The organism is Synechococcus sp. YX-04-1, from assembly GCF_030546365.1.
In the GTDB taxonomy this organism is placed as follows: domain Bacteria; phylum Cyanobacteriota; class Cyanobacteriia; order PCC-6307; family Cyanobiaceae; genus Parasynechococcus.
Genome location: NZ_JAUONZ010000003.1, coordinates 303,117 through 319,020 on the forward strand (window position 1 = coordinate 303,117; position 15,904 = coordinate 319,020).

Below are 15,904 nucleotides of genomic sequence, written 5' to 3' on the forward strand. Positions count from 1 at the left end.
GTGCCCCGCATTGGACTGATCGTCAATGACGGCAAGCCGCTTGCGGTTCAGACCGCGGACACGATTCAGCAGCGTCTGGAGGCAGCCGGCCATGCCGTGGAGCGGGCCAGCAGCTCCGGGGGCATGGTGGGCTTTGCCAACCCTGATCAGCACCTGCGGCTTCGGGGCTACAGCGCCTGTGTGCCAAAGGGCTTCGACCAATCGATGGTGTTGGCCATCGTGCTGGGGGGTGACGGCACGGTGCTCTCTGCAGCGCGTCAGACCGCCCCGGTTGGGATCCCGATTCTCACGATCAACACCGGTCATCTGGGGTTTTTGGCTGAGGCCTATCTCGATGATCTGGACCGGGCCCTCGATGTGGTGCTCACCCAGCAATGGACGATCGAGGAACGCAGCAACCTTGTGGTGAGTGTGATGCGGGGCGATCAGCGCCGCTGGGAGGCCTTGTCCCTCAACGAAATGGCACTGCACCGTGAGCCGCTCACCAGCATGTGTCACTTCGAGATCGCCATCGGCCGCCATGCCCCGGTAGACATCGCTGCCGACGGTGTGATCCTCTCCACGCCGACGGGATCCACGGCCTATGCCCTCAGCTCCGGTGGGCCGGTGATCACGCCGGATTGTCCGGTGCTGCAACTCACCCCGATCGCACCCCATTCCTTGGCCTCCCGCGCCTTGGTGTTCAGTGACCGTGAGCCCGTCACTGTGTTTCCCGCCACGCCGGAGCGCCTGATGATGGTGGTGGACGGCAGTGCAGGTTGCTATGTCTGGCCGGAAGATCGGGTGCTAATCCGTCGCAGCGATCATCCCGTGCGGTTTGTTCGTCTCGCTGACCATGAGTTCTTCCAGGTGCTGCGTAACAAGCTCGGATGGGGGCTGCCCCACATCGCCAAGCCCGAGCGGGAATGAACGCTGATCCCCTGTTGCTGCTGGCAGGCCCTTCGGCGGTGTCCCTTGCGCCTCGTCTAGCCGCATCGGGCTACTCCACCCTCGATTGGCTTAGTGCAGGGCCCTCGGCCCATGCTCCTGAACCGGGTGAATCGCCTGTGGCTGCTGTGCTGGCGGCCGATCAGGCCGCATTGATTCAAGACCTGCGCAGCCGTTTCGTTGGTATGCCGATCCTGTTGGACCTGGAACGGGACAGCGTTGAGGCCCGCGCCGCCTGCCTGGGAACTGGCGCTGACGATTTCTGGCTCTCGGAGATCGGGCCCAGCGATCTGTTGTTGCGTCTGCGCTTGCACCGCACGATTCAACAGCGGTCAGGTCAGCGCCCGGCGCTGCTTCAGCTCGACGATCTCAGCGTCGATCCCACCACCCGAACGGTGCAGCGGGGAGAACGTGTGGTGGCTTTGACAGCCCGGGAATTCATGCTGTTGCAGGTGCTTTTGCGGCGGCGGGGCCAGGTGTTGAGCCGCGAGCTGTTGCTTCAGGAGGTGTGGCAGGGGGAGAGCTCAAGTAGCAATGTTGTTGAGGTGTATGTGCGCTACTTGCGTCAGAAGCTGGAGGCCGGTGGTGAGCGCCGTTTGCTCCACACCGTGCGCGGCCGGGGTTACTGCCTTGGCCAGGTGATGTCGGAGGTTTAAGCGGCTATGGATGCTCTGCCCCCTGAGCCGCCTCCGCAGTGGCTTTCGGTTGCTGCCCGCTGGTGCGTGGACCAGCAGCGTTGCATTGATCTCGAGGTGGCCCGCACTCCGGAGCAGCAGCGGCTGGGGTTGATGCAGCGGCCGGCCCTGTCGCCCTTGCGCGGGATGTGGTTTCCCTTCTCCACCCCGCAGCCGCAGCGCTTCTGGATGTTCAACACCCTTGCGCCTCTGGACATGATCTTTGTGCGTGATGGGCGGGTGCTCGATTTGGTGCGTGCCGTTCCAACCTGCGCTGCGCTGCCCTGTCGCTCCTACGCCGCCGATGCGGATGGCAATGGACGGGCTGATTTCGTTGATGCAGTGATTGAAATCGGTGCCGGGGAGGCGGAGCGGCTTGGGATTGACATCGGCGATCCGGTTCGAATTGCTCCGCTCACGCCTTCGGAGTGAAGCCGCCTTAAGCCGGCTTCGTTCCCGTCACGATCAAAGTGGGGTTCATCGGAGCCAGGCGCGTGCCATCCCCCAGCGGTTGTCCACGCCAGGCTTGCAGTTGCTGTACGCGCACCGCCAATCCGGCATTTTCGAGCAGTGGTCGAACGTTGGCCAATGCCTCAATGCTCGCCAGGGGGATCACCACAACGCCACCAGACCGCAGCCGTGCCAGAACGTCTTGCAGCAAGCGTTCGCGTTGGGCGCCACCGCCTCCAAGCAAAACCCGATCGGGCTGGCTGAGATGGCTGGGGAGCCCGCCGTTCAGTACCGCGGTGGCGTCGGTTTCCAGCACCGCTGCGGGGTTAACCCCGAGCCGTTGCGCATTGCGCTGGATCAGTTGCGCGCCGCCGGCGCGGCGTTCCACTGCCAGCAGTTGCAGCTCAGGGCGCAGGCGCAGGGCTTCAAGGCCGACGCTACCGGTGCCGGCCCCCAGATCCCAGAGCACGCCCTGCTTTGGCAGGGCGAGTTCGGCAAGTAGTTGGATGCGCACCTCCCGCTTGGTCATCAGTCCGGGGTGGTCGCTGTGCTGCAGGTAGAGCCCGTCATCGAGCCCGAACAACGGCAGCTGATGGGGATCTTGTGCGGCAGGTTCTCGGGCGATCAGTAGCGCAATCAGCAGCGGATGCAGATCTGCTGGTAATGCGGTGCCGGGGGTGATCAGCTGAACCCGCTCATCGGCATGCCCGAGGTTTTCACAGAGCCACAGATCCGTGCTGGTCTCCAGGCCACTGCTGCGCAACATCCGCTGCACGCTGCTGGCGCCCCCCTGGTTTGGGTCCGTGAGCACCGCCAGGGCCGCCGGTCGTTTCTGCAAGGCGCTGGCAAGTATTTCGGGGTTCCGTCCGTGCAGGCTCACCCAGTCGGCGTCCTGCCAGGGGCGACCGATGCGGGCGAAGGCCAACTGCAGCGATGTGGGGGCGGGATGAAACCGCAGCCGCTTTACACCGATGCGATCGCAGAGAATGCGACCCAGGCCGAACCAGAGCGGGTCGCCGCTGGCGAGCACCACCACAGGCTGATCCGAAGGCCGTGATTGCAGAGCGTCCGCCAGAGCCCGCGGGTCATCGCTTCTGATGAGTTCTGGGCGTGCGTCCCCCAGCCAGGCCTGCAGAGCAGCTTGCAACCGCTGCGGCGCAGCAATCACCTCCGCAGCCTGCAGCAACGTCTGCTGCGGAACGGGCAACGAGGAGGGAGCCCCGGCGTCGGTGCCGATCACATCGATCATCCCGTCATTCTGGTGTGAGGGTTTGTGGGGCCATGGGACGGGGGGATTTGCTGGTCGATCGCTTGGTGGCGGGAGGCTTTGTGCGACCTGCGGTGCTGCTTCGAGGTTTGCAGCTTCGTCGTCCGGCCCTCTCCTGCTGGAGGGTGAGCCTGGTGATGGGACTCAGTGGGCTGCTGGTGGAGCCCCTGGCTTGGGTTCAGTCCTGGCTGTTTGCTCGCCGGTTGCAGAAGGTCGAACTTCCAGACGACCCGATCGTGGTGATTGGCCACTGGCGCAGTGGCACCACCTATCTGCATCAGTTGCTGGCCTGCGACCCAACACTGGCGACGGCACGCAATTCGCTGACCATGGCGCCGCAGGTGGCGTTGCTGCTCAAACCCTGGATTCGTTCGGCACTCAAAGCCTTGATGACGCAGCAGCGGCCGATTGATGCAGTGCCGTGGGGGCCGGACGACCCCCAGGAGGATGAGCTCGGGCTGGCCCGACTCACCATGGATACCAACATGGCGGGCATGGCTTTTCCCCTGGCCTATCCCTGGTTTTTCCGACGCAATGTTCTGGGTTCGTCCGGTGCCTTCGAGCGGCAGTGGCTGCACTTCACCAAGCTCTCCTGGCTCCATGACGGCAAGGGAAAGACGGGACTGCTGATCAAGAACAGCGCCCATTCCGCTCGGGTGGAGCTGGTGCTGCGCCACTTCCCTAAGGCGCGCTTTGTTCTGTTGCGCCGTGATCCGCAGGCCTCGATCCGCTCGCTGGTTCAGGTGAAGCAGCGGTTGGGCGCTTTGGTGGGACTCCAACCCCTGCCTGATGCTGTCATCCAGGTGGAGGAAACGGTGGCGGCCCATGGCCAGCTGCTTGATGCCTTTGAGGCCTCTCGGCATCGGATCCCTGCGGGGCAGTTGGTTGAGCTGCCCTATGAGGCCTTGATTCGCCAACCCCTCGTTGCGGTGAGACGGATCTATGACGAACTCGGGCTCAGCAGCTGGTCGGTGGCGCAGGCTCCGCTGCAGGCTCGGATTGCCCAGGCCCGTAGCTACACCGCTGATCCGGTGACCCTGCCCTTATCAGCGCAACAGCGCCTGAACGACCTGATGGAGGAGGCATGACCCCAGCCCACGATCGCCGTCAACGATTGCACGATCTTGTGATTGCTCTGATTGCGCAGCAGGACGATCTGCCCCTGCTCGATCCCGATCAGCCCGACCTGGAGGGGACGGCCCCCGGCCGTTGGCTGGATCAGAACCGCAGGAGTCTGCATCGCTATCAGGCCTTGGTCCGCACGGCGGTCACCTTGGATGCCCTGCTGGATGCCGAGGACAATCCCTCACCCTTGTCTGCAGGCTGATCTCAACGGCTGGCTGATCGCGCCAAACCTGGCAATCTGGGGCGACTCTCGGCCCCTGCATGGCTTCGTTCGGTTGGTCTGCTCTGAACTCCCTGCTGGGCCGCGGTAAGCAAGCCAAGCGATGGCAGCCACCGGAGGCATCCTGGAGTCGCCCCTTCGGCCTGGGCTGGGACAAGCCCTACACGGTTCGCTATGCCAGCAACCTCGATGACGGCCCCAACCACGGCATGCCGCTTGGGGGGTTCGGGGCCGGGTGCTTCGGGCGGGCGCCCGACGGCAACATCAACCTCTGGCACCTTGATGGCGGCGAGCACTGGTTTGGTGTGCTGCCCGATTGCCAGTTCGCTCTGTTTGAGGGGAATGGCTGCGGCAAGCGCGCCCACGCTTTGGCGGTTCAGCCGGATCGGGATGCCTCGCGTCCGCAGGGCGGCCAGCCGCTGAAGGCCTGGGAGTGGTACCCAGCCAGCACGGCGGATCGCAGCACCGGCACCTATGCCGCCCGCTATCCAATCAGCTGGACGAGCTATGAGGGTGTGTATGACGCCGAGGTGCGTTGTGAGGCCTTCAGCCCGATCCTCCCGGGTGATTATCAGCGCACCAGCTACCCGGTGGCAGTGTTCATCTGGACGCTGCGTAATCCCACCGACCAGCCTTTGGATTTGTCGTTGTTGCTGAGTTGGCGCAACACCACCGGCTGGTTCACCAACACCGATGCCTCGGCCGAGGTTCACTTCCGCGATGACGGCAGCCCGGAGCACAACTACGCCCCGGCCATCGGCACCACTACCGGCCAGCGAAACCGTTGCATCGACGATGGCTCCCTCAAAGGAGTGGTGCTAGAGGGCAACGTCTCCGAGCCCGTTGCTGAAGGTGAGGGCCAGTGGTGCATTGCCACGGCTGAGCAGCCCGGTGTGACCATCCAGCGCTGCAGCCGCTGGAATCCCAGCGGTGATGGCCGTGAGCTCTGGGACAGCTTCAGTGCTGATGGTTCGATCCCCGAGAGCAACAACGATCGACGCAGTGGAGTGGATGATCCACTCAGTGCTGCGCTGGCGGTTCAGTGTCAGCTGGCCCCTGGGCAGAGCATTGAGATTCCGCTGGTGATCAGCTGGGACCTGCCAGTGACGGCCTTTGCCACCGGCAGCCAGGCTCTGCGCCGCTACACCGACTTCTTTGGCGCAAATGCCAACCAGGCGGTTGACATTGCCGCTGAAGCGCTGCGCGACTGGCGCAGTTGGCGCCAGCAGATCGAGGCCTGGCAGCAGCCGGTACTGCAACGCGAAGACCTGCCGGAACCGCTGCGGATGGCTTTGTTCAATGAGCTCTACGACCTTTGCAGTGGCGGCAGCCTCTGGAGTGCGGCCTCAGCCGACGATCCCCACGGCCGCTTCGGCGTTTTGGAGTGCCTCGACTACGCCTGGTACGAAAGCCTCGATGTTCGTCTCTACGGATCCTTTGCTCTGTTGCAGCTCTGGCCCGAACTCGACAAGGCCGTGTTGCGCAGCTTTGCCCGGGCGATTCCGGCGGCGGACGCCGCCCAGCGTCCGATTGGCTGGTACTTCACCCAGGGCAAGGGCCGGGTGGAGGCTGATCGCAAGGTGAAAGGAGCCACCCCCCATGACCTGGGGGCTCCCAACGAGATCCCCTGGGATGCGACCAACTACACCGCTTATCAGGACTGCAACCTCTGGAAGGATCTCGGTAGTGATTTTGTGCTGCAGGTGTGGCGAACCTTCAAGCTGGCTCCCAGCGGTGAAGACATCCGCTTCCTCGCCGACTGCTGGCCGGCGGCCGTGGAGGCGCTGCGCTACCTCAAAACTTTTGATGTCAACAATGACGGGCTGCCCGACAACGGCGGTGCCCCGGATCAGACCTTCGACGACTGGCCCTTGAAGGGGGTAAGTGCTTACTGCGGTGCCCTCTGGGTCGCTGCACTGGAGGCTGCTCTTGCCATTGCCCAGACCCTTCAGCTCAGGACTGGGCTCGACACCTCAGCCGAGCAGAAGGAATTCAGCGGTTGGCTCGAGCAATCCCGGGGCAATTTCGACAAGTTGCTCTGGAATGGCGAGTACTACGACATCGATGCCGAGAGCGGCACGCCAGTGGTGATGGCTGATCAGCTCTGCGGCGATTTCTACGCACGGCTGTTGGGCCTGCCGCCGGTGGTGAGTGATGCCAACAGCCGCAGCACCTTGAAGGCCGTTAAGGAGGCCTGCTTTGAAGCCTTTGATGGCGGCTGCCTGGGCGTGGCCAATGGCCTGCGACGTGATGGAACTCCCTTGGATCCCAATGGCACCCATCCCCTGGAGGTGTGGACGGGGATCAACTTCGGGATCGCCAGTTATTACCGGTTGATGGGAGAGAAGCAGACGGCGGAAGCGATCTGCTCAGCCGTTGTTGAGCAGGTGTATTCCGGTGGTCTGCAGTTCCGCACCCCTGAGGCGATTACCGCGGTGAACACCTACCGGGCCTGTCATTACCTCAGAGCCATGGCCATCTGGGGGCTCTGGGCCACGGAGACCGATTGGACGCTGATCCCGGGAGCGGATGCCCGTTGAAGTGTGGCGCTTGGGGATTCGCCGAATTGGTTGCGGTAATCCCGGGCGAAGTGATTGCGGCTCTGAAAGCCGTGATGTGAGGCAATCGCCTGCACGGTGTAGCTGCCAATGGCGTGCTGCACTTCTGGGGAGCTGAGGGCGTGATGCACCTGGCTGAGCCGGATCTGTTTGAGCAGAGCCATTGGGCCAGTGCCGAAGGTCTGACGACAGTGGTGAACGATTGCGGAGCGTGAGGCGAAGATCGTCGTGCACAGGTCGTCCAGGGTGATCGCTTGGCCGGTGTTCTCGAACCCCCAAGCGATCAGATCTTTCATCAGCCCAGCTCTCACGCCGAGGTCGCCACTGGCTGTTCCCTGCAGATGATGGGGTGACAAGGCCTCCAGCGCCGCCACTTCCACCAGATCATCCTGGCCCCCTCCCATCAGCTGGGCCTGGATCAATGCGCTGATTTCTTTAAACCGCTGGGGATGAAGGTTGGCGGAGTTAGATCTGTGAATCACATCCAGCGTCTGGTGATCACCGGTGGCGGTGGCGAGCTCTTCAAACCGCGTTTGCGAGACAAGCGCCGCTTGGATGTGGGCTCCTGCGGGAAGCTGGAAAAAGACGTCGCTTAGTCCTGCATGGAACCCATGCAGGGAGCCCTGATGCGTTTCTTCTCCGCGAACCACTGGTTGCTGATCGGAGATGTTCAAGGTGAAGGGCAAGACCCCAGGCCGTCGGTTGCCGTGAAGCACCAGGTCTTGATTGGTCTGGATCGACAAGACCGGCAGCTGCTTCGATCCACCCAGGCGAACGACGCCATGGAGAGTGCCGCGGCTCAATTGGGCGACACCCATCTCGAAGCCAACCCTTTCCAGGGTGGCGCTAAGGCCCAGAGCCGAATCAAAAGCAACCTCCATTTATTAATTCTCAGTGAAAATCCTCTGAAGGACAGTTTTGTTGTGAGAATTCGCGGACTGTCGTCCTCCCCATGCGCCGTTTGTTCTGCTGTTTGTTGGCCGCCCTTGGGCTCTTGCTGCTTACGCCGGGCATGGCCTGGGCCCAGGTGCACCAGCATGAGAGTGAGGCAGGCGTCGCCATGGTGCGTTCGCTTGAGAGTCTGCGGGATCTCGATTACGACAGCTGGCAGGCGGTGGCCTACCGCGAAGGCCCTCCAGGCCAGCCGGTGGTGCTGCGCGTTGTTGGCTATCCCGGAAAGCTGAGGCTTGATCATCCGGTGACCCTCCAGGTGCTGGCGGGTCGCCGCGAATGGCAGCTGGACGACGTCACCCTGGCCAATCCGGTGCTGGCCACCGATGGCCGCGACGCAGCGGCTGAATTTGCCCTTGATCCCTTGCTGAACGATCTCAGCAACAACCGACCGCTGCGCTTGGCGTTGCCGGGTGTGTTCACTGAGTTGCCGATCCCTCCTTATGTCGTCGGGGAATGGCGCTCGCTGCAGGAGTTGCCTCTCAGCTGATGTGGGAGCTCTGGATGCGGCGAGCCCTGGCCCTGGCCGCCCTAGCTGAAGGTCACACCAGTCCCAACCCTCTCGTGGGGGCAGTGGTTCTTGATCGCGATGGGCGCCTTGTAGGCGAAGGCTTTCATTCGCGGGCCGGTGCCGCCCATGCCGAGGTGGGTGCGTTGCGGCAGGCCGGGGATGCGGCCCGGGGTGGAACCCTTGTGGTCACCCTTGAACCCTGCTGCCACCACGGCCGTACGCCCCCCTGCAGTGAGGCGGTGCTGCGCGCGGACATTGGCCGCGTTGTGATCGCCTTGGAGGATCCCGATCCCCGGGTGGATGGGGGCGGCATCCGTCAGTTGAGGGAGGCGGGGCTGGAGGTGATCAGTGGTGTGCTGCGCGAGGAGGCCCGCCAGCAGAACCGGGCTTTCCTGCACCGCGTTCGTACCGGCCGCCCGTTTGGGATTCTGAAGTGGGCCATGAGCCTGGATGGCCGCACCGCCTTGCCCAATGGGGCCAGCCAATGGATCAGCGGCCCGCCCGCCCGCGATTGGGTGCATCGGCTGCGTAGCGGCATGGATGCTGTGGTTGTGGGGGGCGGCACGGTTCGCGGCGATGATCCGCTGCTCACCAGCAGAGGCCGGCGTTCCCCGGAACCGCTGCGGGTGGTGCTGAGCCGCAGCCTCGATCTGCCTGATCAGGCCCAGCTTTGGGATACCGCTGTGGCGCCAACTGTTGTGGCCCATGGTCCCGATGCTGATCCCCAGCGTCTGCCGTCTGGCCCTGAGGGACTTGAACTCTCAGCCTGTGAACCGAAGCAGCTGATGGAGGCCCTGGCGGAACGGGGTTGCAACCAGGTGCTTTGGGAGTGCGGTCCTGAGCTGGCGGCCGCGGCGATTCGGCAGGGCTGTGTTCAGGAGATCGCGGCACTGGTGGCTCCGAAGCTGATGGGGGGCATGGCGGCCCGCACCCCTCTAGGAGATCTGAACTTCAACGCCATGGATCAGGTTCTGCAGGGGCAGTGGCAGCAGAGCGAGGCCATGGGCAAAGACTGGTTGCTGCGTTGGCGCAACGGCTCCTGAATTCAGTCCTCTTCTGTGAGTCTTTCCCTCGGCGGCAAGACAACTTTGGGGTCTCGTAAGGGGAACGATCGGATTTTTCTCGAACGATGCAGCTGTGCAACGTGATTTGCATGCACAACTCGGCATCAAGCCTCTCAATGAAATTTGAATCCAATGAATGCATGAAGGGCACTCAGGCCATGGCCTATGCCATGGGAACAATTTTTATACTTGGAGAAACAGCACGTCGAGGCATTGATTACTTTGCGATCAATGTAACAACGATGCTTGAGGATTATGGGTCGGGAGTTTTACTGATCCTTGCTGCTGTTGCATGCACGGCCAAGCTTGCACAGTCCACGATTTATTTGGCTGGTGCTTGAGGATATTCGGCAGGAGGAATGTTCGTGCCCTTCTTCGCGCATCTGGAAGCATATCTTCGTGGGTTAACGTTTCGACCGGATTATCCCATTGAAGATGTTAATGGGATGATCGTTAAAGAGGTGATATGGGGTGTTTGCGTGGCGGCGTTCATCGCAAGCCTCCGCGATACATCAAATTAAGTTGCTTTTGCTGCTGAGGCCTCTAGCCTTGAAGGAACCTTGATTTGTGGATGTTGATGTCAGATTTGTCGCAATCGATGGTGTCGAGTGCAGAGCCTTATCTGTGGTCGTTGGTGTTGTCGTTCGCCACGCTGCTGATCAGCATCATCCTGCTTTACATCGCTCGATTCAGCGCAAGCCTTGAAATCAAGGATCTGGCGGCTCTTCGGTCGATGTTTGATCGCTTTCCGGCTTGGGGCAAGCGCGCTAGTTGGGCACAGCAAAACAGTTTTGAAGCCTTCACCATCCATGCCCCTGCAGCACTGCTTGCTGTCGTTGCTGTTTTGAACGGACAAAGCCTTCCGTTCATCACTGTTGTAGTTGCCTGGGCACATCCAGCGCTTCGAATTGTTTACATCAGTGCCTATCTTTTTAATGTGCCTGTTGCTCGATCCTTGGCTTGGTTCCTGGGTCTGCTTTGCAGTGGCGTTCTTTATGGTGTTGGCTTGGCAGCTCTTGTCTAGTAATCGATTTGAGGCCTCTGGAGTTGTTTTAATCGATCAGTTTTAATGGATCACCTTTCATAGATCCAGGATGTGAGTGCTCAAGTTGATTTGTTGCTGTTTGGTTCACCGGCGTTCAAGGCTGTTGGCATAGCGGCCGATCAGAACGCCCATCACGGCCGCGAGGTAGAGCGGTCCGGCGACGCTGGTGGCCACGCTCACCATCCGTGACAGGGGGAGCATTGGGCTGATGTCCCCGAAGCCCACGGTGGTGAGGCAAACGAAGGCGTAGTAGTTCAGTGCTGAAAAGATGCGGGCGTTGGCCAGAACACTTGAATCGCCAACGTTCGTCATCTCCATGGGTTGGAAGCTGCCCGGTTGGATCGTTTCCAGGGCACTCATCACCAGGCCGGCGGCGAGCCCGATGTGCAGGTATCCGGCCGTGGCACCCATCAGCAGCGCCTCGGTGACGCGTCTGGTGCTGGCGAAGCGTGTCACTAGGCGGATCACGCTCCAGCCCACCAGCACACTCCAGCTCAGGGCCAACGGCATACCGCTGTAGATCAGCTCCAGGGGCGTGAGCAGCCAGAGCCACATGGTCACCACGGCCATCAGCCCCAGACCCCGATACAGGACATCACTCCAATCCGGTGCCTTGCTGCTCCCCACCATCACCTGCGTCAGCAACAAGGCAACAAGGGTGTAGCCGATGTAGGTCACCCAGTCCAAGCGAGGAAAGGCGAAGCCCACGGTGGCGATCAGGGTGAAGAGCAGCAGCAGCTTCAGCTGCGTGTCATCACGCTGCAGGAGCCGCTGAACCAGTCCCACCAGCACCTTGGCCACTGCTGCTGCTTCCAGGGTCGGCAGCCAGCGACGGCTGTCAAGCCTTGTTCAATCAAGCAAGGAGAGTTGCTGGTTCTTGTTCGTAGGGGCAGCTGGCTTCAGTGCTCTGCAGTCCCATGGCTCCGCTGGTGATGGCGTGAGCATCGGCTCGAGGGCGCGTCGGTGGGCCCCATCACCGGGTTCGAGCCAGACGCTCTCCAAGCCATCAGGAATGATCACCGGCATTCGATCGTGCAACGGCGCGACCATGCTGTTGGGCCGCGTCGTGATCACGCAGCAGGTCTCCACTTCACTGCCATCGGGTCCGATCCAGCGGTCCCAGACACCGGCCAACCAGAACAGCTGCCGGTCTCTGCGATGGATCAGGTGTCCTTTTTCAAAAAAGCCCGTGCTGGGCAGAAGGCAGCGGTGATGACGCCATGGACCGCGAAAAGAGGCTTTCTCCGCAATGGTTTCAGCGCGGGCATTGATCGGTCGCGGCGCCTGCAGCGGGTCTTTGACCCAGCCCGGAAGGAGGCCCCAAAGCATGTGGGCGAGACGGTCTTCACCGTGCTCCCGCCGCACCGCCAGCACCGGTTCATGGGGACGGATCAGCTCGCGGGGGGCGTAATGCTCCAACCAGGCGCTGTCGTCCGGCCGCAGCCAGCTGCTCAGCAGCTGCTGCAATTCCGCGCGAGGCGTGTCGAGGCAATAGCGACCACACATATGCAGAACCTAGGAGCCGTTCGGTTCTTACACCCGTTGATTGCCAGTGATCCCTCGTAGCGTATCTGGACTCTCAGGCCATCCATGCCGATCCGCCAGGACGACAACCAGCCGAACCGTCGCTTCGGGATCATCAACCTGGTGCTGATTGGTTTCGGTGTGCTGCTGCTGGCCAGCAGCTTCCTCCCCACCAACGGCATGCAGCAGGTGCCGCGGGTGCCCTACTCCCTGTTCATTGATCAGGTGAATGACGGTGCGGTGAAGCGGGCCTTCATTACCCAGGATCAGATCCGCTATGAGCTGAGTGATCCCGAGGAAGGCACGCCTCCGGTGCTGGCCACCACGCCGATCTTCGACATGGATTTGCCGCAACGCCTGGAGACCAAGGGCGTTGAATTCGCAGCAGCACCTCCGAAGAAGCCCAATATCTTCACCACCATTCTCAGTTGGGTGGTGCCCCCCCTGATCTTCATCCTGGTGCTGCAGTTCTTCGCCCGCCGCTCGATGGGCGGTGGTGCACAGGGTGCTTTGAGCTTCACCAAGAGCAAGGCCAAGGTCTATGTGCCCGATGAGGAGTCGCGGATCACCTTCGCCGATGTGGCTGGCGTGGATGAGGCGAAGCAGGAGCTGACTGAGATCGTCGACTTCCTCAAGCGTCCTGAGCGTTACACCGAGATTGGTGCTCGCATCCCCAAGGGTGTGCTGCTCGTCGGCCCCCCTGGCACCGGCAAGACCCTGCTCTCCAAGGCTGTTGCGGGCGAAGCCGAGGTGCCGTTCTTCATTATTTCCGGTTCGGAATTCGTGGAGCTCTTCGTCGGAGCCGGTGCCGCTCGCGTGCGCGATCTGTTCGAAGAAGCGAAGAAGAAAGCTCCTTGCATCATCTTTATCGACGAACTCGACGCCATCGGCAAGAGCCGCTCGGGGTCTATGGGAGTGGTCGGCGGCAACGACGAACGGGAGCAGACCCTCAATCAGCTGCTCACCGAGATGGATGGCTTCGCAGCGCAGGACAAGCCGGTGATCGTTCTTGCGGCCACCAACCAACCCGAAGTGTTGGATGCGGCGCTGCTGCGCCCGGGTCGTTTCGACCGGCAAGTTCTGGTCGATCGCCCCGATCTCTCCGGCCGCAAGACCATCCTTGAGATCTACGCCAAGAAAGTGAAGCTGGCTGCAGGCGTTGACCTCGACAGCGTGGCCCAGGCCACCAGCGGTTTTGCTGGCGCTGATCTCGCCAACCTCGTTAATGAAGCCGCGCTGCTTGCAGCTCGTGCCCAGCGCACCAGCGTCGAGCAGCAAGACCTCGGTGAAGCGATCGAGCGCGTTGTGGCGGGTCTGGAGAAGAAGAGCCGCGTCCTGCAGGACGACGAAAAGAAGGTGGTTGCTTATCACGAGGTGGGCCACGCGATCGTGGGCCATCTCATGCCTGGTGGCAGCAAGGTTGCCAAGATTTCGATCGTCCCCCGCGGCATGAGTGCCCTGGGCTACACCCTGCAGCTCCCCACGGAAGAGCGCTTCCTCAACTCCAAGGAAGAACTGCAAGGTCAGATCGCCACGCTTCTTGGAGGCCGCTCCGCTGAGGAGATCGTCTTCGGCAAAATCACCACGGGCGCTGCCAACGACCTGCAGCGGGCCACGGATCTGGCCGAGCAGATGGTGGGCACTTACGGCATGAGCGACACCCTGGGGCCTCTGGCCTACGACAAGCAGGGCGGTGGCCGTTTCCTTGGGGGAGGCAACAACCCGCGCCGTTCGGTGAGTGATGCCACGGCCCAGGCCATTGATAAGGAAGTCCGCGGGCTGGTGGACCAGGCCCACGACGACGCCCTCACGATCCTGCGGGAAAACATGGCGCTACTCGAGACGATCGCCCAGAAGATCCTTGAAAAAGAGGTGATCGAGGGGGATGACCTCAAGCAGATGCTCGAGGCGAGTGTGCTGCCGTCTGGTGTGACCGCTTGACGGCAGCGGCCCTCATCCCCGATAACAGTCCTTTGAACCGTCGCGATGGCTACCGCTTCTGCGGGCGTTGCTGCTGTCCTGTCTCCGCTGTGCGGACGTGACTTCCTCTCCTCAGCGGATTGTTCGGCTGAGGAAACAGCAGCGTTGCTGGACCTAGCCGCACAACTGAAGAGCGGCGATCGTCGGATCGATCTCGGTAACCGTGTGCTGGGTCTGATTTTCAGCAAGGCCTCCACTCGAACCCGTGTGAGTTTTCAGGTAGCCATGGCCCGCCTCGGCGGCCAGACGGTGGATCTCAATCCTTCTGTCACCCAGCTCGGCCGCGGCGAGCCGCTTGAAGACACGGCCAGGGTTCTCAGCCGTTACTGCGATGTGCTGGCGATTCGCACCTTCGCTCAGCAGGAACTGGTGGACTACGCCCACTGGGCTTCGGTGCCGGTGATCAATGCCCTCACCGATCTGGAGCATCCCTGCCAGGCCCTGGCGGACTTCCTCACCATGCAGGAAGCTCATGGTGCGCTTGCCGGCCAGACCCTGGCGTATGTGGGTGATGGAAACAACGTTGCTCATTCCTTGATGCTCTGCGGTGCGTTGTTGGGGGTGAATGTGCGGATCGGCTGCCCTGAGGGCTTCGAGCCGTTGCCGGGCGTGATTGAACAGGCCCAATCCCTGGCGCAGCATGGTGCCTCGATTGAGGTGGTGAGCGATCCAGGTGAAGCGGTGGCGGGTGCCCAGGCCGTCTATACCGATGTTTGGGCTTCCATGGGTCAGGAAGCCGAACAGGCGCAGCGGGAGCAGGCCTTCGCTGGCTTCTGTGTGGATCAAGCCCTGATGGACAAGGCGGCAGCCGATGCGATTGTTTTGCACTGCCTGCCGGCCCATCGCGGTGAGGAAATCAGCGCTGAGGTGATGGAAGGAACGGCGAGCCGCATTTTTGATCAAGCGGAAAACCGCCTGCATGCGCAGCAAGCTCTGTTGGCGGTGTTGATGGGTGGTTTGTAGGGCTTAGGCCGCTGCCAGCAAGAGAGGGCGAGGGGTCTGGGCTGGGGTCCTTACAAACCAGCGCAGAAGTTATTGGATTACCAACGTTCACGACGCCACTACTAAAAAAACCGCCATTGCTGACGGGGGCTAAGTGTGAATAAAGCCGGGTTGAGTTGTTGCTTCTGCCTGAAGCACCCCACCATCGTGTTGCAGTGCTGATCAGACCAGCGTCACACCCTTGTTTCGGTAGAAGGCAAAGCGCTCGCGGATCTTTTCGGCATCGGGCTTTGGGCAGTCGTAGGCCCACACCACATTGGTGATCACTTGATCGCCAACCACCACATCCCAGTAACGGGCCGTTCCCTTCCAGCCGCAGACGGTGGTGAGTCTCGAGTCACGAAAGAACTCCGCATTCATCGCTTCACGGGGGAAGTAGGGATTGCCATCCACCATCACGATGTCGTCGCTCTCAGCAAGCACCGTGCCGTTCAAGGTCGCCTGCATGATTTCTGTGTCGAGCGTTGTGGAATTGACCCTAAGAAGGCCATCCATCCACTGTGCACAGCACGCCGTTCCCACAATCGGTCGATTCGCCCCAGAAGGCAATGAGCACGACAGCTGATTGCCGGGTGCTCCACGGCTGCCGAGAGTGTGTGCATCGAG

General features: G+C 61.8%; 17 protein-coding genes. 12 read left to right on the forward strand and 5 right to left on the reverse strand.

Annotation, left to right across the window (positions count from 1 at the left end; genetic code table 11):
- From Q3Y53_RS07760 to Q3Y53_RS07770, 3 genes are read left to right on the forward strand one after another with little or no spacing between them, the layout of a single operon-like run.
- On the forward strand, positions 1-909 hold the full coding sequence (locus Q3Y53_RS07760; protein WP_303534765.1) for an NAD(+) kinase: 909 nt from the start codon (positions 1-3) through the stop codon (positions 907-909).
- Positions 906-1,583 (forward strand): response regulator transcription factor, encoded by a 678-nt coding sequence (locus tag Q3Y53_RS07765; RefSeq protein ID WP_303534766.1) that lies wholly within the window; start codon positions 906-908, stop codon positions 1,581-1,583. The genes Q3Y53_RS07760 and Q3Y53_RS07765 overlap by 4 nt, the downstream gene beginning before the upstream one ends.
- A 6-nt stretch (positions 1,584-1,589) precedes the next feature.
- On the forward strand, positions 1,590-2,033 hold the full coding sequence (locus Q3Y53_RS07770) for a DUF192 domain-containing protein (protein WP_226413110.1): 444 nt from the start codon (positions 1,590-1,592) through the stop codon (positions 2,031-2,033).
- Between the two features lie 7 nt (positions 2,034-2,040).
- On the opposite strand, the gene cbiE is transcribed toward Q3Y53_RS07770, so the two are convergent.
- Positions 2,041-3,300 (reverse strand): precorrin-6y C5,15-methyltransferase (decarboxylating) subunit CbiE, encoded by a 1,260-nt coding sequence (gene cbiE, locus Q3Y53_RS07775; RefSeq protein ID WP_303534767.1) that lies wholly within the window; start codon positions 3,298-3,300, stop codon positions 2,041-2,043.
- A 32-nt stretch (positions 3,301-3,332) separates the two neighbouring features.
- On the opposite strand from cbiE, the gene Q3Y53_RS07780 reads away from it, so the two are divergent.
- From Q3Y53_RS07780 to Q3Y53_RS07790, 3 genes are read left to right on the forward strand one after another with little or no spacing between them, the layout of a single operon-like run.
- A complete protein-coding gene (locus tag Q3Y53_RS07780; RefSeq protein WP_303534768.1) occupies positions 3,333-4,406 on the forward strand; it encodes a sulfotransferase in 1,074 nt (357 codons plus the stop codon).
- Complete coding sequence (locus tag Q3Y53_RS07785; RefSeq protein ID WP_226425544.1) at positions 4,403-4,645, forward strand: hypothetical protein; 243 nt, start codon at positions 4,403-4,405, stop codon at positions 4,643-4,645. The genes Q3Y53_RS07780 and Q3Y53_RS07785 overlap by 4 nt, the downstream gene beginning before the upstream one ends.
- 59 nt (positions 4,646-4,704) lie before the next feature.
- Entirely contained in the window at positions 4,705-7,203 is a 2,499-nt protein-coding gene (locus tag Q3Y53_RS07790) for a GH116 family glycosyl hydrolase (protein ID WP_303534769.1), read from the forward strand.
- Here the strand turns inward: Q3Y53_RS07790 and Q3Y53_RS07795 are convergent.
- Positions 7,122-8,102 carry a helix-turn-helix transcriptional regulator gene (locus Q3Y53_RS07795; RefSeq protein WP_303534770.1) on the reverse strand — a complete coding sequence of 327 codons (981 nt, stop codon included), beginning with the start codon at positions 8,100-8,102 and terminating at the stop codon, positions 7,122-7,124. The genes Q3Y53_RS07790 and Q3Y53_RS07795 overlap by 82 nt on opposite strands.
- Positions 8,103-8,173: 71 nt before the next feature.
- Between Q3Y53_RS07795 and Q3Y53_RS07800 the strand changes: the two genes are divergently transcribed.
- The 4 genes from Q3Y53_RS07800 (at position 8,174) to Q3Y53_RS07815 (ending at position 10,771) form a co-directional block, all read left to right on the forward strand.
- Entirely contained in the window at positions 8,174-8,662 is a 489-nt protein-coding gene (locus Q3Y53_RS07800; protein ID WP_303534771.1) for a DUF3122 domain-containing protein, read from the forward strand.
- A complete protein-coding gene (gene ribD, locus Q3Y53_RS07805) occupies positions 8,662-9,726 on the forward strand; it encodes a bifunctional diaminohydroxyphosphoribosylaminopyrimidine deaminase/5-amino-6-(5-phosphoribosylamino)uracil reductase RibD (RefSeq protein WP_303534772.1) in 1,065 nt (354 codons plus the stop codon). Before Q3Y53_RS07800 ends, ribD begins: the two co-directional genes overlap by 1 nt.
- Before the next feature lie 110 nt (positions 9,727-9,836).
- Positions 9,837-10,088 (forward strand): hypothetical protein, encoded by a 252-nt coding sequence (locus tag Q3Y53_RS07810; RefSeq protein ID WP_303534773.1) that lies wholly within the window; start codon positions 9,837-9,839, stop codon positions 10,086-10,088.
- Between the two features lie 257 nt (positions 10,089-10,345).
- Positions 10,346-10,771, forward strand: coding sequence for an MAPEG family protein (locus Q3Y53_RS07815; RefSeq protein ID WP_303534775.1), 426 nt, complete (start codon positions 10,346-10,348; stop codon positions 10,769-10,771).
- 105 nt (positions 10,772-10,876) lie between these two features.
- On the opposite strand, the gene Q3Y53_RS07820 is transcribed toward Q3Y53_RS07815, so the two are convergent.
- Both Q3Y53_RS07820 and Q3Y53_RS07825 read right to left on the reverse strand, forming a co-directional pair.
- Positions 10,877-11,593, reverse strand: a complete 717-nt coding sequence (locus Q3Y53_RS07820; RefSeq protein WP_303534777.1) for a potassium channel family protein — start codon at positions 11,591-11,593, stop codon at positions 10,877-10,879.
- Between the two features lie 48 nt (positions 11,594-11,641).
- A complete protein-coding gene (locus Q3Y53_RS07825; RefSeq protein ID WP_303534778.1) occupies positions 11,642-12,298 on the reverse strand; it encodes an SOS response-associated peptidase in 657 nt (218 codons plus the stop codon).
- Positions 12,299-12,382: 84 nt separating this feature from the next.
- Here Q3Y53_RS07825 and ftsH point away from each other — a divergent pair, with 84 nt between their 5' ends.
- Together ftsH and argF are read left to right on the forward strand one after the other, a co-directional pair.
- The gene (ftsH, locus tag Q3Y53_RS07830; RefSeq protein ID WP_226425531.1) at positions 12,383-14,257 is read left to right on the forward strand and encodes an ATP-dependent zinc metalloprotease FtsH; all 1,875 of its coding nucleotides are present in this window, start codon (positions 12,383-12,385) and stop codon (positions 14,255-14,257) included.
- Between the two features lie 45 nt (positions 14,258-14,302).
- Positions 14,303-15,259: an ornithine carbamoyltransferase gene (gene argF, locus Q3Y53_RS07835; RefSeq protein ID WP_303534780.1), complete on the forward strand. Its 957-nt coding sequence runs from the start codon at positions 14,303-14,305 to the stop codon at positions 15,257-15,259.
- Between the two features lie 201 nt (positions 15,260-15,460).
- On the opposite strand, the gene Q3Y53_RS07840 is transcribed toward argF, so the two are convergent.
- Complete coding sequence (locus Q3Y53_RS07840; RefSeq protein WP_226425529.1) at positions 15,461-15,745, reverse strand: DUF427 domain-containing protein; 285 nt, start codon at positions 15,743-15,745, stop codon at positions 15,461-15,463.
- Positions 15,746-15,904 lie beyond the last annotated feature (159 nt).